Annotated in this window: 16 protein-coding genes; 9 read left to right on the forward strand and 7 right to left on the reverse strand. The window is 67.9% G+C overall.

Annotation, left to right across the window (positions count from 1 at the left end):
* Positions 1-50: 50 nt before the first annotated feature.
* The 3 genes from NE236_RS25490 (at position 51) to phoA (ending at position 5,941) form a co-directional block, all read left to right on the forward strand.
* Positions 51-2,774, forward strand: coding sequence for a helix-turn-helix transcriptional regulator (locus tag NE236_RS25490; RefSeq protein ID WP_252844662.1), 2,724 nt, complete (start codon positions 51-53; stop codon positions 2,772-2,774).
* A gap of 442 nt (positions 2,775-3,216) precedes the next feature.
* Positions 3,217-4,443 (forward strand): serine/threonine-protein kinase, encoded by a 1,227-nt coding sequence (locus NE236_RS25495; RefSeq protein WP_252844663.1) that lies wholly within the window; start codon positions 3,217-3,219, stop codon positions 4,441-4,443.
* 139 nt (positions 4,444-4,582) lie between these two features.
* Positions 4,583-5,941, forward strand: a complete 1,359-nt coding sequence (gene phoA / locus NE236_RS25500) for an alkaline phosphatase (RefSeq protein WP_252844664.1) — start codon at positions 4,583-4,585, stop codon at positions 5,939-5,941.
* Positions 5,942-6,077: 136 nt separating this feature from the next.
* Here the strand turns inward: phoA and NE236_RS25505 are convergent, their stop codons facing one another.
* Positions 6,078-6,914, reverse strand: a complete 837-nt coding sequence (locus NE236_RS25505; protein ID WP_252844665.1) for a mechanosensitive ion channel family protein — start codon at positions 6,912-6,914, stop codon at positions 6,078-6,080.
* Between the two features lie 229 nt (positions 6,915-7,143).
* Positions 7,144-8,043: a hypothetical protein gene (locus NE236_RS25510; RefSeq protein WP_252844666.1), complete on the reverse strand. Its 900-nt coding sequence runs from the start codon at positions 8,041-8,043 to the stop codon at positions 7,144-7,146.
* A 435-nt stretch (positions 8,044-8,478) separates the two neighbouring features.
* Here NE236_RS25510 and NE236_RS25515 point away from each other — a divergent pair, with 435 nt between their 5' ends.
* Positions 8,479-8,904, forward strand: coding sequence for a hypothetical protein (locus NE236_RS25515; protein ID WP_252844667.1), 426 nt, complete (start codon positions 8,479-8,481; stop codon positions 8,902-8,904).
* Between the two features lie 459 nt (positions 8,905-9,363).
* On the forward strand, positions 9,364-9,837 hold the full coding sequence (locus tag NE236_RS25520) for a hypothetical protein (protein WP_252844668.1): 474 nt from the start codon (positions 9,364-9,366) through the stop codon (positions 9,835-9,837).
* 228 nt (positions 9,838-10,065) lie between these two features.
* Here the strand turns inward: NE236_RS25520 and NE236_RS25525 are convergent, their stop codons facing one another.
* Positions 10,066-10,518 (reverse strand): hypothetical protein, encoded by a 453-nt coding sequence (locus NE236_RS25525; RefSeq protein WP_252844669.1) that lies wholly within the window; start codon positions 10,516-10,518, stop codon positions 10,066-10,068.
* Between the two features lie 489 nt (positions 10,519-11,007).
* Here NE236_RS25525 and NE236_RS43775 point away from each other — a divergent pair, with 489 nt between their 5' ends.
* The 4 genes from NE236_RS43775 to NE236_RS43780 all read left to right on the forward strand — a co-directional run bounded on the left by NE236_RS43775 (position 11,008) and on the right by NE236_RS43780 (position 14,508).
* Entirely contained in the window at positions 11,008-11,130 is a 123-nt protein-coding gene (locus NE236_RS43775) for a hypothetical protein (protein ID WP_289850854.1), read from the forward strand.
* A gap of 184 nt (positions 11,131-11,314) precedes the next feature.
* On the forward strand, positions 11,315-12,577 hold the full coding sequence (locus tag NE236_RS25530; RefSeq protein ID WP_252844670.1) for a cytochrome P450: 1,263 nt from the start codon (positions 11,315-11,317) through the stop codon (positions 12,575-12,577).
* 11 nt (positions 12,578-12,588) lie between these two features.
* Positions 12,589-13,911: a GH39 family glycosyl hydrolase gene (locus tag NE236_RS25535; RefSeq protein WP_252844671.1), complete on the forward strand. Its 1,323-nt coding sequence runs from the start codon at positions 12,589-12,591 to the stop codon at positions 13,909-13,911.
* A 57-nt stretch (positions 13,912-13,968) separates the two neighbouring features.
* Entirely contained in the window at positions 13,969-14,508 is a 540-nt protein-coding gene (locus NE236_RS43780; protein WP_289850855.1) for a hypothetical protein, read from the forward strand.
* Positions 14,509-14,685: 177 nt separating this feature from the next.
* Here the strand turns inward: NE236_RS43780 and NE236_RS25545 are convergent, their stop codons facing one another.
* The 4 genes from NE236_RS25545 to NE236_RS25560 form a co-directional block, all read right to left on the reverse strand.
* On the reverse strand, positions 14,686-15,123 hold the full coding sequence (locus NE236_RS25545; protein WP_252844672.1) for a hypothetical protein: 438 nt from the start codon (positions 15,121-15,123) through the stop codon (positions 14,686-14,688).
* Between the two features lie 261 nt (positions 15,124-15,384).
* Positions 15,385-15,993 (reverse strand): hypothetical protein, encoded by a 609-nt coding sequence (locus NE236_RS25550; RefSeq protein WP_252844673.1) that lies wholly within the window; start codon positions 15,991-15,993, stop codon positions 15,385-15,387.
* Positions 15,994-16,281: 288 nt separating this feature from the next.
* Positions 16,282-16,677 (reverse strand): hypothetical protein, encoded by a 396-nt coding sequence (locus NE236_RS25555; RefSeq protein WP_252844674.1) that lies wholly within the window; start codon positions 16,675-16,677, stop codon positions 16,282-16,284.
* An 828-nt stretch (positions 16,678-17,505) separates the two neighbouring features.
* Positions 17,506-17,850 (reverse strand): hypothetical protein, encoded by a 345-nt coding sequence (locus tag NE236_RS25560; RefSeq protein WP_252844675.1) that lies wholly within the window; start codon positions 17,848-17,850, stop codon positions 17,506-17,508.
* Between the last annotated feature and the right edge of the window lie 242 nt (positions 17,851-18,092).

Genomic DNA, 18,092 nt, shown 5'->3' on the forward strand with positions numbered 1-18,092 from the left:
CAACCGCCGTGATCATGTGTCCACAGGCGACCCACTGTCGGGAGAGGGCGATGCTGTACGGACGTTCGGGGGAGCAGCAGGAGATCTCTCGTCTGCTGGACTCCGCCCGGTCGGGCCGGAGCGGAGCACTCGTCGTGCGCGGCGCGCCGGGCATCGGCAAGTCGGTCCTGCTGGCCCATGCCGCGAACGAGGCGTCGAAGATGCGGGTGCTGCGGGTACGGGCCGTCGAGTCCGAGAGCGAACTCCCGTTCGCCGCCCTGCAGCTCCTCCTGCGTCCCGTGCTCGGCCGCGTGGACCGGCTGCCCCCCACACAGGCCGACGCGCTGCGCAGCGCGTTGGGGCTCGGAACGGCGTCGGTGCGCGACCGGTTTCTCGTCGGATTCGCCGTGCTCACCCTGCTGTCCGACCTCGGCGACGACCGTCCCGTCCTGTGCCTGATCGACGATGCGCAGTGGCTCGATGGGGCCTCGACCGACGCGCTCGCGTTCGCCGCGCGGCGCCTGGAGGCCGACGCCGTCGCGATGATCTTCGCCGTACGGGATGACGCGCCGGTGCTGACCGGGTCCGGGATCCCGGAGCTGAGACTCGGCCGGCTCGCCCCCGAGGCGGCCGAGGACCTGCTCACCCGGCAGGCACATGACCTAGGCCCGCAGGTCCGCCAGCGGATCCTGCGCGAGGCGGCGGGCAACCCCCTCGCCCTGATCGAACTGCCGAACATGCTCACGCCCGAGCAGCGGTCCGGCCGGCTCGGGCCCTTCACGTTCGCCGTCGACGGGGCACCGCCGTCGAGCCGCGTTCAGGAGGCGTTCCAGGGGCAGATCACCGGTTTCGCCGAGGCCGCACGCTCCGTGCTGCTCGTCGCGGCCGCCGACGACACCGGGGACCTCGCGGTGGTGCTGAAGGCGGCCGAACTACTCGGCGGCACCCCCGCCGACCTCGAAGTGGTGGAACGGGCGGGGCTGGTCCACGTGTCGGCGACCACCGTGGCGTTCCGTCACCCGCTGATCCGGGCGGCGGCGTACCAGTGCGCGCCGTACGTCCGGCGGGTGGCCGCGCACCGGGCGATCGCGGCGGCCCTGGAGGGGCCCGCGGACGCCGACCGGCGGGCCTGGCACCTGGCCGCCGCCGCGACCCGGCCGGACGACCAGGTCGCCGACGCGATGGAGGGCGTCGCCCACCGGGCGCAGGAGCGCCAGGGTGCGGCCGTGGCGTCCGCGGCGTTCGAACGCGCCGCGGAACTCACCTCCGACCCACGCCACGCGGTCCGCAGGCTGGCCGCCGGAGCCGAGCTCGCGGTCCACGCCGGGCAGTTCGGCCGGGCGATGGCCCTCGCCGACCGGGCGCTCCCGCTCGCCGGCGACCCGAGATCCCGCGTCGCCCTCGACCGCGTCCACGCCTCGGTCGAGTTCGAGCGGGGCTCACCGGGCTGCGCGGGACGCATCCTGGTCGACGGCGCGCGGCGGCTCTCGGCCGTGGACGTGCCGGGCGCCGCCCGCATGCTGCACCAGGCCGGTCGTAACGCGTCGTTCGCCGGTGACGCCGAACTCGCCCACGCCGTCGCCGGTGGCCTGCGGGCCATCGGCATGGACACGGCCGCGCGCGGCATGAGCACCGTGGCGTCCCTGCTGGCGGACGAGGTCCTCGACGACCTCGGCCCCGTCCGTGACACGGCCGCGATCCTGCGGACGGCACCCGGCGACGATCTGGACCAGCGCCTTCTCGCCGTGTCGCTCAGCCTCATGGCGGGCGACGAGATGGCCGCCATCGAGCTGGGGGCCTCGGCCGTCGCCCACTGCCGGGAGCACGGCATGATCGGCGTACTGCCCCAGGCGCTCGCGCTGCTCGCCCAGGCCCAGATGCTCCGCAGCCGGCTCGACGAGGCCGCCTCGGCCGCGGCCGAGGCGCTGGACATCGCCCGCGACATCGGCCAGGCCCATCGCGTCGCGTACCTGGGCGGGGTCGTGGCCTGGCTGTCGGCCATCAAGGGGGACGACGAGCTCTGCGAGAGGCTGACCCGGGGCGCGGACGGGACGAGCGAGGCCGGCCAGGTGATGGCGGCCTGGGCGTCGGGCCTCCTGCACCTCGGCCGTCGCCGGCCGTCGGCCGCCCTCGAGTGGCTCGCGCCGATCTGGCACCAGGGGCGGCGCCATCAGACGGTCGCGCTGTACGCGGCGCCGGAACTGATCGAGGCGGCGGTCCGCGCCGGCCGGGCGGACCTGGCCGAGGAGCCGATGTACCGGCTCGACCGGTGGGCGACCGCGATAGGACGGCCGTGGTCCGCCGCGGTCGTGGCCCGGTGCGCCGCGCTTCTCGCCCCCGACGACCGGGCCGAGGACCACTACGCCGAGGCCGTGCGCCTCTACCGGCACGAGGTGATCCCCGGGCAGTCCTTCCAGCACGCCCGCGCCGAGCTCCTCTACGGCGAGTGGCTCCGCCGCAGACGACGCCGCGCCGAGGCGCGGGATCGGCTCCGCGCGGCGTTCGACACCTTCGATCGTCTCGGTGCGGTGCCGTGGGCCGAGCGTGCCCGTGCCGAACTCCGCGCCTCCGGAGAGGACGCCGTCTCCGCGGCCCCCGGCCCGGTCGGCCTGCTGAGCCCCCAGGAGAGCCAGGTCGTACGGCTGGCGGCGGCGGGACTGTCCAACCGGGAGATCGGCGCCCAGCTGTTCCTGAGCCCGCGGACGGTCGGCAACCACCTCTACCGGGCGTTCCCCAAGCTCGGCGTCGGGTCCCGCAGCGAGCTGAGCGAGCTGGACCTGAGCGGGCTCTGCTGACGCGAGGGACTCGGAGTCCCGCCTGGAATTAGGTCCTGCGGCTCAAGCGCGCCGTACGGAAAGGTCACTAACGTTCAGGGCAAGGCATCGGGCGGATTCCCGAGCAGGTCTCCAGCGCTTCGTCCGCCGCTCGGTTGCTCATCCACGCGTGCCCGACGACTCAATCGGCCCGCGCCGGTCCGCCGGGAGATGAGTCGTCCGTACTCACGTACTCCACCCGCCGCCGCCGCTAACGTCGTCCTCGCAAGCGCAGATACGAGGGCGGGGTCCCCAACTCGAGCCCTCGGAACAACGTCGCAAGAGATGACCGCCGGGCCTCCCGGCGAACGTCAGGGGCGCCCCGTGTGATCGGGGCGCCCCTGACGTGTTCGCCCCGATAGATGCTGCCGTCCGCTCAATCGCGTGAGTCATGGCGTTCTGTGTCGGTATCGTGGCGCGAACGATGACTATGACATTCGGCCCGAGCACGGTCCTCGGCGACCGGTACCGGTTGGTCGAGCGCGTCGCCGTCGGCGGCCAGGGGGAGGTCTGGCGCGCCGAGGACACCGCCCTCGGCCGTCCGGTGGCGGTCAAGCTGCTGCGCGGCGAGTACGCCGACAGCCCGGAGTTTCGCGACCGGTTCCGCCGCGAGGCGCAGAACGCCGCGGCCCTGTCCCACCCCGGCATCGCCCAGGTCTTCGACTACGACGAGGGCCGGAGTGACGAGCCGCCCTACCTCGTCATGGAGTACGTGGAAGGGGAGTCTCTAGCGGCGACGATCGCCCGCGACGCGCCGATGGACCCCGACCGCGTGCTCGAGGTCATCGTGTCCGCCGCGACCGCCCTGGCGGTGGCGCACGCCGCCGGGATCGTGCACCGCGACGTCAAACCCGGGAACCTCCTGGTGGGCCGCGACGGCTCGATCAAGATCACCGATTTCGGCATCGCCCGTGCCGTGGACGCCATTCCGCTGACCCGGACCGGCATGCTCATGGGCACCCCGCTGTACCTGGCGCCGGAGCAGGCGACGGGCCGGCAGGCGACGGCCGCCACCGACCTGTACGCGCTCGGCGTCATCGCCTTCGAGATGCTCACCGGGCGGCCACCGTACGAAGGGCCCGCGACCGCCGTGCTGCTCGCGCACCGCGACGCCCCCCTTCCCGGCCTTCCCGCGTCCGTGCCGTCCGGCGTCCGCGACCTCGTCCTCACGCTGACGGTCAAGGACCCGGCGAGGCGGCCCGCCGGGGCGGCGGCCGTGGCCGAGCGGGCCACCCGGCTGCGGTCCGATCCCGGCGTGACGGTCGCGGGCGGTACCCGGCTGGACGGCGTCCCGATGCCCGCGCCGTTCCCGGCCGCGGGGACGGCAGGCGTCCCGGGCCATCCGCCCGGTGGCGCGACCCAGGTCCTGGCCTTGCCGGTCGCCGACGAGCCGGACCGGCGCCGCCGGGCGCTTCCGCTGGCGGTCGGCGGGCTGGCGATCGCCCTGCTGGCCGGAGGATTCGGGTGGTTCGCCCGCCCGACGACCCCCCACAGTCCGGCGGCCACGCCGTCGCCCTCTGCACCGGCCTCCTCCCACCCGTCGCCCACCGTGCACCGGGCGCCCACCGCCCGGCCCAAGGGCAAGCGGACCCCGCCGAAGCGGACCAAGCCGCGGCGGCAGAAGAGACCCGGCCACGGCAAACACCACTGACCGCCGGACCGCCGACGGAGGATTTCGCCGGGCGTTCACCCGCCCGTCATCGTCCACCGGACCCGGTGCCATTCCGAACTGATGACGTGTCCTCCGACCAGCGCGTTTTACGTTTTCTTTGCTGAGGAGAGACCGTTACATGACCTCATCGTCGAGGCTGATCCGCCGTGGTGCCATCGCGGCGGTGGCCGTCGGTGCGTTGACCGCTACGGCCATGCCGACGTTCGCATCCGGCGGCGACCGGACCGACGCCGTCCGCTCCGCGGTCAAGGGCGGCAAGGCCCGCAATGTCATCCTGCTCATCGGCGATGGCATGGGCGACTCTGAGATCACGATCGCCCGCAACTACGCCAAGGGCGCCGCCGGACGTCTGGCCCTGGACACGCTGCCCCTGACCGGTGAGTACACCACGTACGCCGTGAACAAGAGCGACCCGAGCAAGCCTGACTACGTCACCGACTCCGCCGCCAGCGGGAGCGGCTGGGCAACCGGGCACAAGACGTACAACGGGGCGATCTCGGTGACGCCGGACGGCAGGCCGCAGCCGACCGTTCTGGAGCTGGCGAAGAAGGCCGGGTTCCGTACCGGTGACGTCACGACGGCGGAGCTGGGCGACGCGACCCCGGCGGTCCTGGCCGCGCACGTCGCCGACCGGTCCTGCGAGGGCCCGGCCGACATGGCCAAGTGCCCGCAGCAGGACAAGGCGAACGGCGGCCCGGGCTCGATCTCCGAGCAGCAGGTGCAGACCGGCGCCGACGTCTACCTCGGCGGCGGCAAGGCGCGGTTCGCCCAGACGGTCAAGGCGGGTACGTTCCAGGGCAAGACCGTCCTCGACCAGGCCGCCGCCTCGGGCTACAACGTCGTCACCGACGGCGCCGGCCTGGCCGCGGCCAAGCCGGGCAAGAAGCTGCTCGGGCTCTTCAGCGACGGCAACATGCCGCTGGAGTGGGCCGGCCCGCTCGCCAAGGTCGGCGGGACCGACCCCGCCAAGTGCACGCCGAACGCCCAGTTCAGCGGTCCGCATCTGCGTGACCTCGCCGACAAGGCGATCGGCCTCCTCGACGCGCGGTCGAAGCACGGTAAGAAGGGCTTCTTCCTGCAGATCGAGGGCGCCTCGATCGACAAGCAGGACCACGCCGCGAACCCCTGCGGCCAGATCGGGGAGAACGTCGAGTTCGACCGGGCCGTGCAGGCGTCCCTCGACTACGCCCGCCACCACCGGGACACCCTCGTCGTCGTCACCGCCGACCACGGGCACACCAGCCAGATCATTCCGATCGAGGCGCAGAGCCCCGGCCAGACGGCCACGCTGATCACGGCCGACGGTGCCAACATGAAGATCAACTACGCGACCAACACCCCGGGCCAGTCGCAGGAGCACACAGGCACCGAGGTCCGGATCGCCGCGCAGGGCCCGCAGGCCGCGAACGTCGTCGGGGTCACCGACCAGACCGACCTGTTCCGCACGCTCGCCCGCGCCCTCGGCGTGCGTCACTAAGAGCTCGCGCGGAATGGACTGCCTGCCCGCCCATTCCGCGCGAGCTCTAAGTCACAGCCGCGAGGGCGTGTCTGACTAATCCGCTGTCCGGCTCGCTACAGACGGGAGCTGTCAGGCACGCCCTAGCTAGGGCCGGTCACCGTGGGGTGGCCGGCCCTCCGTCATGACTCCGTCCGTCGCCCTGCGTGCCGGCACCGGTCCCGCCGGTGGTCTGCGCCGCGATGCTCGCACCGGCGACGGCGCCTTCGGCGCCGGCACTGCCGGCCGTGCTCGGATCCGGCGCGCCGGCGCCCGCACCGCCCGGCACGACGCCGGCGGAAACGGCCTCCGCGTCAGGGCCGGTGGCCGCGGGCGGGCCGGCGGCGGAGGACAGGACCTGGGCGTTCGGGAGGTGGTAGTCGCCGTCGTCGGCCTGGAGCCGGACGTACGTCAGGCCGATCTCCATCACCGTGCCCTGGAACTCCCCTCCCAGCGGGCCGGACGACAGTCGTACCTCGTCACCGACCGTGAACGGCCGGGACAGCAGCAGGATGATGCCGGCGAAGAGGTTGGCGAGGGTCTGCTGGGCGGCGATTCCGACGAGCACCCCCGTCAGCGCGCCGCCGAGGACGAGCTGCCCGACGGGCAGGCCGAACAGCTGCAGGGTGAGCACGAGTGTGGTCAGACCGCCGACCAGGACCAGGACGAGCCGCACCATCGTGGCGTGGCTGTTGCCGAACCGGGGCAGCATGAGGTCCCGCGCCCGGCCGGACAGCCCGAGCGTCGCGGCGAAGGCCAACACGCAGAACACCACCGCACAGCCGACCGCGGCCATCTGCCACGGCAGCCGCTGGCCGGACGTCCGGACCTGCTGCCGGGCGAGGACCGACCCGGCCATCGCGAGGACGGCCAGCACCGCCGCGATGATCGAACGCCAGGGCTTTGCCCGGGTCCGCACCTTGGCCATCTGTTCGGCCAGGTGTAGCTCGTTCACCACGACCACCTTCACGGCGCGTTCCAGGAGTAGTTCCGCCAACCGTATCGGGCCGTTCTCCTGGCCACATGCGAAGGGGACCCGGACCGTAACGGATCCGAGTCCCCGTTTCGCGGGTGGTGTACTTCTGGTCCATCCATGTGAGACCGGAAGTCTTCGGGGAGGTCCCCCGTGACCCGCTCAGGCTGCCGTCTGTTGAATTCGCGTCATTTCAGGCAGCGTCGTGATGTCATCCGGAGCAGGTCGGAACGGAGCCCGCGGGAGCACAGTTGTTGGGTGTGTTGTCACTGATGATCGACTGGTTCACCGTGATGGTGCCGCTGTTCTGGAAGACCCCGCCGCCGGTCACGCCGGCGTGGTTGCGTACGACGAGGGTGTGGTCGAGGGAGGTGATGCCGGAATTGAAGAGGCCACCACCGTTTCCTCCGGCGACGTTGTGGTCGAGAGTGCTTTGAGCGATGTGCGTGTTACCGGTCGGCAGCGTGTCTATGGCGCCACCGCCGTCTGCGACGGTGTTGGCGGAGAGGCGACTGTCGGTGATCGTGAGGGTGCCCCGGTTGATGACGCCGCCGCCGCTGCCGGTACCGGCACCAGAGCTTCCGGTGGCGTTGTTCCCGATGATGAGGGTGTGGCTGATCGACGCACTGGCGTTCTGGAGATTGGACAATGCGGCGCCGTTGCCGTTGTTGGCCGTGTTGCCGCTTATGGTGACGAAGTTCAGCACCAAGTTGCCGGCGTTGCGGATACCGATGCCCTCGTCCCCGCTGTTGCCCTTGCCGCTCAGGATGGAGACCCCTCGAACACTGAGCCTGCCGGTGCTGGTGACGTCGAGTAGACGTCCGGTGAAGGCCGTTGCCGGCCTGATCGCCGTGCCTGGCCCTCCGAGAAGGGTGACGTCCCCGCTGACCGTCAACGTGGCGGTGATTTTGTAGGAGCACTTCGGAGCGAGTCGTAGCGTGGCCGGGATCGCGTTGGCGGCGTTGACCGCAATAGCCAGTGCCGAGCCACTGCACGGCAGTGTAATGGTCTGGTGCGGCTCCGCAGCCGGTTGTGCCTGTGCCGTCGACGGCATCGTCGCCGCCAGTGCCGCGCCCGAAAGCACGCCAGCTATTCGAACAGAAGAACCCATCAAGCCCTCCCGGGCATTAGCGGACATGGCTCATGTCCGTAATGAATTGCCGTCGCAAGATCGCCGACACTAGAAAATCATGAACCGAGACGGTGGCGCCTGCTCGCCCATAAATCATTTCTGACTCTTGACCAAGATTTGCGACGCCCGCCAATGGGTGCCATCGCCACCCCGACATATACGGACATTGGACCCAATGGGGCTGGTTACTGCTATCGGCTCCTGTTGAATACTTTTTGGGCAATGTCAAATCTCGCATCTCGTGGTTTCGTGCAGTTAGCCCCAGGGGATCACATACGCGGACCATGCGACACGATCCATCGGTAGACCCGTTAATGGATCTAACGGGTCTACTAGGAGCTTGAAGCATCGAATCGGGATCTGGCCTGTATAAGGCGTGGATCATCATGTATAACGGGATGAGGGGTTAATTTCATGAAGGCACCGAAGTATATGGCGCTCACCCTGTCCGGCCTGACCCTCGCGGGGGCGGCTGTCATTGCGATGGGCGCGACCGCTCCTGTCGGCGCCGGGACCGTGAGCGTCGCGTCGCAGCGGATCACCTCCCATGACGATGGCGACGATAACGACAGCAGGGCCGAGGCGAAGCAGAAGTCGCGCAACGACAACGACAACGACAACGACAACAAGAACAACAACTGGCAGAACCAGAAGCTCAAAGTAATCAACGCTCAGAAGCAGCATCAGAAGGCTGACTCGGAGAGCAAGAGCTGGAACTGGAACAAGAACGAGCAGAAGAAGAAGCTCAAGATCTGTGTCTTCTGGGGAAGCTGCCCTCGCGATGACGACGGAGGGGGAGCGCCTTCGCCTGGGCCGACTCCGGGGGCGCCGGGAGCGTAGGTGATGATCTGATCTGTCACCCGCATGGGTGTCGGGGTGTGCGGGCCCGCACCGACCGTCGGCGCGGGCCCGATTGCCATCCGGCCAGGAGCAGATCATCGAAGGGCGAGCTGAGGCTTGCCCTTCGGTCATGTATCGCCGCCGGTCAGCCCTACTTCGGGATATGTCCGCATCGTGGCATTAAGTGCCGACGTGGAAAATCTGCATGAGTGTCCGTTATTCGCATATCGTGGCCGTCGGACGGGTTCGCGCATATCAAATCTTGCGTCCCGCGATTTCACGGACTTGGCTTCTGGGGGTTTCGCGGACTTGGCTCCCGGGGATCACTTACGCGGATCATATGATGAGATCGCCCATTAGGTCCTTAATGGAGCGACCTTTCAGCCATGCGATGAATCCAATGCTGCTCTCGGTAAGAGCATGGAGTGTCGCGGATAAGTCGAGGAAGGATTAGTCAGAATGAAGACGTCCATATGTATGACGGGTGCGGTGTCCGCTCTGACCCTCGCGATGGCGGCCGCCACGGCGGTCGGCGCCGCCAACACGGCAAGCGCCGCAACCGTCAGCGTCGCGCCTCAGCAAATGATCAGCGGTGGCGGTGGTGGTGGGGGCGGCGGTGGCGGGGCGGCCGCAGCTGCCGCCGGTTGGGGCTCTTCCTCGGCTGCAGCCGGTGGCGGTGGCGGTGGCGGCGGTGGCGGCGGCGGCCACGATGACGGACGGAAGATCGTCATCATCGTGAAGCAGAAGCAGCAGCAGCAGTCGAAAAACGACAACGATAACGACAACAAACAGAACCAGAGGACCGACACCGAGAACAACAACCTGCAGCGCCAGCGGGCCGACTCGAAGAGCGAAAACGAGAACAAGAACAACAACAAGAACGAAAAGAAGCACTGGCACGGCGGCGAGAGCGACGAAGTGGGGGCGCCGTAGGCGGAGGCGCGATAGTCGGTGCTCCGACCGGCACTTTCGGCTGCGACATGAGGGGCCTGCATCGATCATCGGTGCGGGCCCCTCGTCGACCGGGCGTCGCCGCCACGCCCCGCGGTGGCCTCCTACCCGCTCGTGAGTGGATTCTGGTCAGGGCGATGTCTCAGCCGGCGATCCTTGAGGCCACCGACCGCCGGAGATCTCCAATAGGGGGCGGCGCCTCTGCGCCCACTATTCGTTGTCGGCGCCAGTGTCGTTTGTTTTCTTGAAGGCTCTTTCGTCGTCCGCGCCACCGGCACCCCCACCCCCACCACCGCCTCCGCCGCCACCGGCGGCGCTGGAAGATGAGGAGACGCCAAACTTCTCGTGGTCGATCTTCTGACGTTGCTTCTGATCCTGATCGGCCTTCTGGAGTTGCTTCTGATCCTGATCGTTCTTCTGGCGTTGCTTTTGTTCGTTTGTGCTGCTACTGGTGTTACGGATCTGGAATTTGTTATTAATAATGATATTCTGGCGTTGTGGTGTGATGTGGCGGTCGGAAATCAGATTTCGATGTGACCGGCAACAGCCGCCGTGAATGATCGCCTGGGCTGAGGCTGAGTCGGCTGCGCTCACTGCGAAAGCGATATTTCCCATAAGCATAAAAGCAGGTATGGTCGCTTTCATTACTCTATCGACGGTCATTGCGCTCGCTTACCCCCTTAGGGTGGAATTGCTGGATCCGGTGAACACGGGACGATCTCATGGCTTTAGGGGTCGTGCAGGCTGATTTCGAGTTCCATATTCCGCTATCGTCATCCCCTGGGATGCGCCCGCGAAACCAGAGGTTGTCAGAATTAACGTCGAGCCGAACCTCTCAACGAAGGTGCTTTAACTCAAATCATTTGATGGCATTTTTGCGGCCATAGTGTGCGGGTATGTCGAGATTGACCAAGGTGTTCAGGAACGGATTGTATGGCGGCAACGTCGATTCTGGATAGTGATAGGAGTGGTCCGGCGACTGGTGAAAATGCTCCCGCCATTCGGGTGAAACGGCATCATCTTCCGTCCGTTGCCCGTTACAGTGGCCGAACACCTGAATTCCTATTTCCCGTACGAAACCTTCGGTCTTCTCCGGCTGAGCCCGCTCGTCGGTGCAGGCGGCCGCCTCTGCCGGCCACCAAGGCGTACAAGGTGACCGCCGGTGCCCGCTCGGGCGTCATCCTCAACGTGGCGGTCGGCGGAGAAGCCGGTCAGCCTGCGGCGGCCTGGAAGACCTCGACCCTCCAGGTCGACTACGTCCGCGTGTATCGCTGAGCCCGGCGCACGGCCGCCCGCGCCGGGCGAAACCGGCGTAATTCCGGCGAATTGCCGCGTGGGCGGCCGTAAGGCCGAGAAATTCGAGCCCATCCACGTGGCGCGATCCGGCCGCCGGGCCCAAAATCCCGCTTTCGCGGGTTAGCGTCAGGTGGCACGCGAACCGCGATGGAGGGGGGGCCTCATGGGCGCGCGAACTCGGGCAGAGCACCTCGACCTCGACCTCGCCGGACTGGACTTCTGGGCCCGTCCCCCCGAGGAGCGGTTGGCGGCCTTCGCCCGGCTGCGGGCGCGCGACCGGCCGGTCTTCGTCAAGGAACAGCGGGTGCCGTTCGTCCGGGCGGGACGGGGCTTCTACGCACTCGTACGCCACGCCGACGTGGTGCACGCCAGCCGGAACGCGAAGGTCTTCAGCAGCGAACCGGCGGCGACCTCGCCCGAACCCCCGCCGTGGATCGTCCTGCTGTTCGGGCGGCCCATGGTCAACATGGACGATCCACGCCACGCACGGCTCCGGCGGATCGTGTCCCGCGCGTTCACACCCCGCCGGCTGGCCGGCATCGACGAGCACATCGCCGCGACCGCCGGCGCGATCGTCGACGACGTCCTGGAGCGCCGGTCGGGCGACTTCCTGGCCGACGTGGCGGCCCGCCTGCCCATCAGGGTGATCTGCGCGATGATGGGCGTCCCGGAGCGGGACCACGCCAAGGTCGCCGCCTGTGTGGACGCCATGACGGCGTACTCCGGGGTCCGGGGCGACGTCGTACGGCTCCGCACGCTCCGCCTCCTGGCGGGCAACCTCAAGGCCATCGTCGTGCTGCACCGCCTGGTCGCGCGGCTGGGTCGCGAGCGTCGCCGCCGACCGGCCGACGACCTGGTCTCGGCGCTGGTGAACGCCGATGTCGACGGCGAGCGGCTGTCGCTGCGCGAGCTGGGGGCGTTCTTCGACCTGTTGCTCGTGGCCGGGAACGAGACGACACGGAACGCCCTCGCGCACGGGCTGAAACTGTTCACCGACCATCCGGACCAGCGGGCGCTGCTGATGGCGGACTTCGACGCCCGGATCGGCGGGGCGATCGAGGAGATCGTGCGCCACGTCTCACCGATCATGCAGTTCCGGCGCACGCTGACCTGTGATCACGAGATGAACGGCCAGACCTACCGCAAGGGCGACAAGGTCGTGCTGTTCTACCTGTCCGCCAATCGGGACGAGAGCGTGTTCGCCGACCCGGACGTCTTCGACATCGGCCGCGATCCCAACCCGCATGTCGGGTTCGGTGGTCCAGGGCCTCACCTCTGCCTGGGCGCCAATCTGGCCCGGCGGGAGCTCACCGCCATGTTCCGGGAGCTGTTCACACGCGTCCCGGGAATCCGGGCGACCGGTGAGCCGGAGTTGCTGCTGAGCGGCTTCGACAACGGAATAAAGCGCCTGCCGTACGAGATCTGAGGCGAGTCATCGTGGTCCTCCGCACGCGTCTGCCGATGCTGATCATCGGTGCCACGCTCCTCGCGGCGCTGGCCGCGACCCTGGGCTTCGCGGTCAGGCGCGCGGCCACCTCGAACGCCCGTGAACCGGCCCGGCCGATCGGCGTCGTGGGGGCCCGCGGTGTCACCGACTGGCCGGCGTGGGGCTTCACCCACACGGACTACAGCGCCGACAAGGGACCGGCCAGCAGCACCGCCGCGGCCGCGATCTCACGGCAGCCCGTCCTGCAGAACCAGCACATCATGGGATGGGGCGCGGGCAATCCGGAGCCCACGCCCGGCACCTTCGACTTCCGCTCGCTCGACGAGCGCCTGCAGTACATCAGGAGGACGCGGGGGACTCCCGTCATCACCCTGTGCTGCGCGCCCGACTGGATGAAGGGCGGCAGGCCCGGCGCGACGGACTGGAGCAGGCTGGAGGTCGCCCCGACCCGCGACCATTTCCGCGACTACGCCGAACTCGCCGCCACGGTCGCCCGGCGCTATCCGGACGTGCACTACTTCGCCGTCTGGAACGAGCTCAAGGGCTTCTTCGACAAGAAGGCCGACCGCTGGCGGTACGAGGACTTCACCGACTTCTACAACGCGGTCTATGACGCCGTGAAGGCGGTGAACCCGCAGATCAAGGTGGGCGGACCGTACATCCCGATGTACAGCTTCGTGCGGGGCCACCAGTCTGCGGTGCGCGGGCCCTGGGGGAGCATCGACCAGCGCGTCATCGACGCCATCGACTACTGGCTGGCGCACAAGCACGGCGCCGACTTCATCGCGGTGGACGGGCCCACGGCCAGCGACGACCGGGACGTCTATCCGGACGAGGTGACGGCGCTCGGCAAGCTCGGCGCGATCGACACCTGGCTGCGCTCGAAGACGACCCTGCCGATCTGGTGGAGCGAGTACTACGTCGAGCCGCAGAGCCTTCCGTGGGCCGAGAACAAGCGTCTCGCCATCAACGCGGCGGCGCTCATCGAGTTGGCAAGGACCGGCGTCACCACCGTCCTGTACTGGAACAACGAGGCACAGGACGCTCGCTGCCAGGGCTGCCTGTGGATCAGCACCCTCGTACGCACCGGCGGCGTACCCGGGGGCATGCTGACCCTCCTGCAGAATTTCGCCCGATGGTTCCCCGCCGGCACGCAGCTGGTCGGCCTGTCGTCGGCCGACGCGCGCGTCCGGGTGCTCGCCCAGCCGCACGAGGCCGTCGCCGTCAATGTGAGCGACCGCCGGGTCCGCACGCGGGTCGGTGGTGACGAACTCTCCCTCGCACCGTATGAGATCCGCTGGCTGGATCGGTAGACGGCCCCGTGGCCGTCCGCGCACCGTTGGCCCGGCGATCGTCCTCACATCGGCTTAGTGGATGCCGAATCGCGTCATGCGGTGATGGAACGGCCGGGCACCGATCCGCCCGTGCCGGAAGCCCATCCGACCGTGACGGAACCCCATACGCCCGTGCCTGAAGCGGTGGAAGCCCATGCGGCCGTGGTGGAATCGGTGGTGGCGGAAGTGATGCCGGTGGTGGCGGAAGTGGCGGCGGAAGTGGCGGAAGTGATGCCGGTGGTGCCTGAAGTGATGGCGGAAGTGATGCCGGTGGTGTCGCCACCACGGCCGGAAGTGATGCCGCCGGAAGTGATGTCGGCGGAAATGACGCCGGAAGTGGCGGCGGTGCCGGAAGTGGCGGCGATGGTGATCATCCTGCGCCACCGCGACTCCTTCGCCACGGCCCTGCGCGACGTCGCCGCGAGTCGGCGCGGAGGCGGTCCGGGTGACGCCGCCCCGGGTCAGATCCGGCTGCGCGGTCGCGGGCGTTGCCGTGAACAGCGCGGCAGCGACCGCGGCGCTCAGCAGGCCGACAGCGGTGCTTTTCTTCGTCAGCACATCGAACTCCTTCCTTGAAGGGACTAATCGCCTGATTTCGCGCCGGGGGTCGGAGTGAAAAGGGCGCCGGAGTGGCCACTCCGGCGCCCCGTCCGAGGAACTTTCACCCCGCCTTTTGGCTCAGGCGACGACTTTCCCGATCTCGGCCGCCGTCATCGCCGTCGAGCCGGCGGCGCGTCGGCCTCCCGCTCCGGGTCAGTCGATGAACGCGCGCGCGTCACCGGCTCGGGCGAACACGTCGTCGCCGCGGATGACGGCCGAGGCGCCGTCGTCCCGGTTCCTGAGGAACCCGCGCCCGCTGAATCCGTCGTCATCGTCCCGGAACCGGTTGCGACGGAAGCAGCAGTCCCGGTCCTGGTCGTGGAAGCGGTGGCGGCGGAACCGGAACTGGAAGTTGTCGTTGCGGGCGATCGCGACGTTGTTGTTGCGGTTGTGGACACGGACCCGCACGATGATCCGGTTCTTGTTCACGTTGACGTTCCTGTTGGCGTTCCTGTTGTGGTGGTGGGAGCTCCAGCGGTGGTGCCCGTGCCAGGTGGGAACCTGGGCCGACGCGGGCGAACCGGTGAGCAGGATGCCGGCTGCGGTAGCGGCGACGACCAGACCGCCTGCGGCGCTTGTCTTCTTCAGCACGTCAACTCCTTGTTGCCGGAAATGGCCCGATGGCCATCAGCGCCCGTTTTGAGCGCCATAGGCGTACTTTCCCGACAACTCTCTTGGCACGGCAATCGTCGGGTAAGTTGCCCATAAAAGCCTCCGAGACGACGAAAGCCCCGGGGCTGGAGTCTCGCTCCGGCCCCGGGGCCAATGGTGCGTCGATGGATGTAACGGTGATGGCGTAACTTTAGGTATTTACTAGTGAAAATCAGCTCGAATGCGGACAAGACGAGCAGGTCACGGCGTCGACCATGACGCTTCCCCGGCCTTCTGATCAGCGCCCGAGGCGCTTCTCTTGCTCTGCGTCCCACCCTGGAGACTGCGGGCGCCGGCATCGTCCTTGCGGTCGGCGGCCTGCTCGCTGCGGCCGTCGCTGACATCCTTGCGGCCTTGGGCCACGTCGGCACGGCCCGAGGCCTCGTCGGCGTTCAGGGGCCGGCGCACCTGGGAGGCGGTCTGCGTGGCATTCGGCGTCGGCGCCGTGGTCGTCGGACCAGCGGTCGGCAAGGCGTCCGTCGACGGGTCGTGCTGCTTCTGCTGCTGCCGCTGCTTCTCGCGCTGCCATTCCCGCTGGCGCTGGAACTCGTGCTCCTTCTGCGCCTGCGCCTGGCCGTTACGGGCGATGGCGATGTTGTTGTTCCTGTTGTAGATGAAGATCCGGATGAAGATGCGCGGCCGGTTCCTGTTCAGGCTCACGTGGTGGTGCACGTGGCGGAAGGAGAAGTGGTGACGGTGGTGCCAATCGCGGACGAGGCTGCCCTGAGCGTGTGCGGGCGAGCTTGTGAGCAGGGCGCCGGCGGCTGCCGCGACCACCAGGCCCATAGAGGCGCTCTTGTTTTTCAGCACGTCGGTCTCCTTTGCTGAAATGGTCCTGAAACGCCACGCGACCCGACCTCTCCCCGAGTTGGGAGAGCGTTGTGCCGGTCGAAGGGCTTCGGGGCCAATTGTCGGAAGGTGATTCGAAGATCCCTTGTGGGGATCATCGACTCGTCGTAGGCAAAAGAGGGGCGCCGGAGCGGTCACTCCGGCGCCCTCGCGGCGGGAGCGGCTTAGCGACTCAGCGGCTCCTGTGGCCGTTTCATCGGCCCGAGTCGTTGACGTGGCTGTGTAGCACCGCCATTCGCCGCATCAGTGTCAGTTGCCGGGGGCGCCGGGCGTAGGAGTGGCGCCCGGACGGCCGTAGTAGTCGTCCTCCTTCTGCTTCTGCCACTGCTTGTTCTTCTGGTCCTGGTCCTGCCACTCCCGCTGGCGCTGGAACTCGTGTTGCTTCTGCGCCTGAGCCTGGTCATTGCGGGCGATGGCGATGTTGTTGTTGCGGTTGCGGATCCGGACGCGGATGTGGTTGAAGAGCTCGTTCTCGTTCGCGTTGAAGTTCCGGTGGTGCGCCCGGAAGCGGAAGTGGTGGCTGGACGACCAGCCGCCGCCACCACCCCAGGTCGGAATCTGGGCGGACGAGGGCGAACTGGTGAGCATGACGCCTGTGGCGGTGGCGATTGCCAGACCGCCGATGGCGAGCGTCTTCTTCAGCACGTCGGTCTCCTTATTTCTATCGGAATGGCGCGATGGCCCCTCACGAACCGGCGCTGCCCCCCGTGTTTCGGAAGGACGCCGTGGTTTGTAACATTCCCGCGTAGTTTCTCGAGAAGATAACTACAGGGTAAGAAGAAAATAAAGAGCGAATTCTAAAAATCGGACGTATGGGCTGGTTCTCTGACTAGCTTCTCAAGCAACCCGGAATGGACGGCTGAATGCCTTACCGGAGGTCTGGCGTCGTTCTGGGCTTCGTCTGGCCTGGCGTGTCGTCGTCGACGGCGTGCCGATTCGGCCTTAGATTCGAGCCGGGCCTCGACTGTCGTTCGCCTTTCTTCTGCACGGGCCGCAACGGGGAGCTGTGCCGCCGTGGCCCGCTGGAAGGGACGAATAGGGGATATCCGGCATGGGTGGCCCGGTGTCGGCTGTCGGACGCCGGCCGGGCATGGGAACGCCGTGGCCCGGCAGGAGCAGCTGAGAATCCGGCCGTACTGCGCCGAGGGCGCGGTGCCGGCCCTGACGTGTTGCCGCGCGCAGGCGCAGGCCGACTCGCCGCGCAAGGGGCGGTGAGTGCGCGGGGGTCCGCTCGCCGACCCGGGCTCTTTGGGCGGAGGCGTAGGGCACCGGATCGTCGGCCCGCATGCGGTACGACGTTCACCGCGGCCTTTTCTGCCGCGGTGAACGTCGTGGGGAAGAACAGTCACGCCGCGAGGAGATGGGCGCCAGGGCACATGAAGGATTACGCCCGTGGCACGATCTCTGCGCCGTGGCTCCGCGGGCCCGCCGCCAGGAAGGGTGTCGCCGGCAGACCGATCGCGCCCGGAGGTGTTAGTCCTCCTTCTGCTTCTCCCACTGCTTGTTCTTCTGGTCCTGGTCCTCCCACTGCCGCTGGTTCTGGAACTCGTGCTGCCTCTCCGCCTGCGCCTGAGTGTTGCGGGCGATGGCGATGTTGTTGTTGCGGTTCCGGATCCGGAGGCGAATGTGGTTGAAGAGCTCGTTCTCGTTCGCGTTGAAGTTGCTGTGACGCGAGGAGTGCCGGAAGTGGCTTGAGTGGCCCGAACAGCAGCCTCCGTCCCAGGTGGGCACCTGGGCGGACGCGGGCGAACCTGTCAGTACAACGCCCGCAGCGGCAGCGATCACAAGGCCGCCCAAGGCGTACGTCTTTTTCAGCACGTCGGTCTCCTTTTATCGGAATGGCGCGATGGCCCTCACGAACCGGCGGTGCCCCCGTGTTTCGGGAGGACGCCGTGGTTTGTAACATTCCCCCGGACTTTCTCGTGAAGATAACTACAGGGTAAGAAGAAAATAAAGAGCGAAACCTAAAAATCGGACTTTTCGTCTTGTTTTCCGACCAGCCCTACATTGACTCTCAGAATGGACAGTGTGATGCTCGGGATGAGGTCGGATCTGATTCT

The sequence above is a fragment of the Actinoallomurus purpureus genome, from assembly GCF_024055795.1.
Lineage (GTDB): Bacteria > Actinomycetota > Actinomycetes > Streptosporangiales > Streptosporangiaceae > Actinoallomurus > Actinoallomurus purpureus.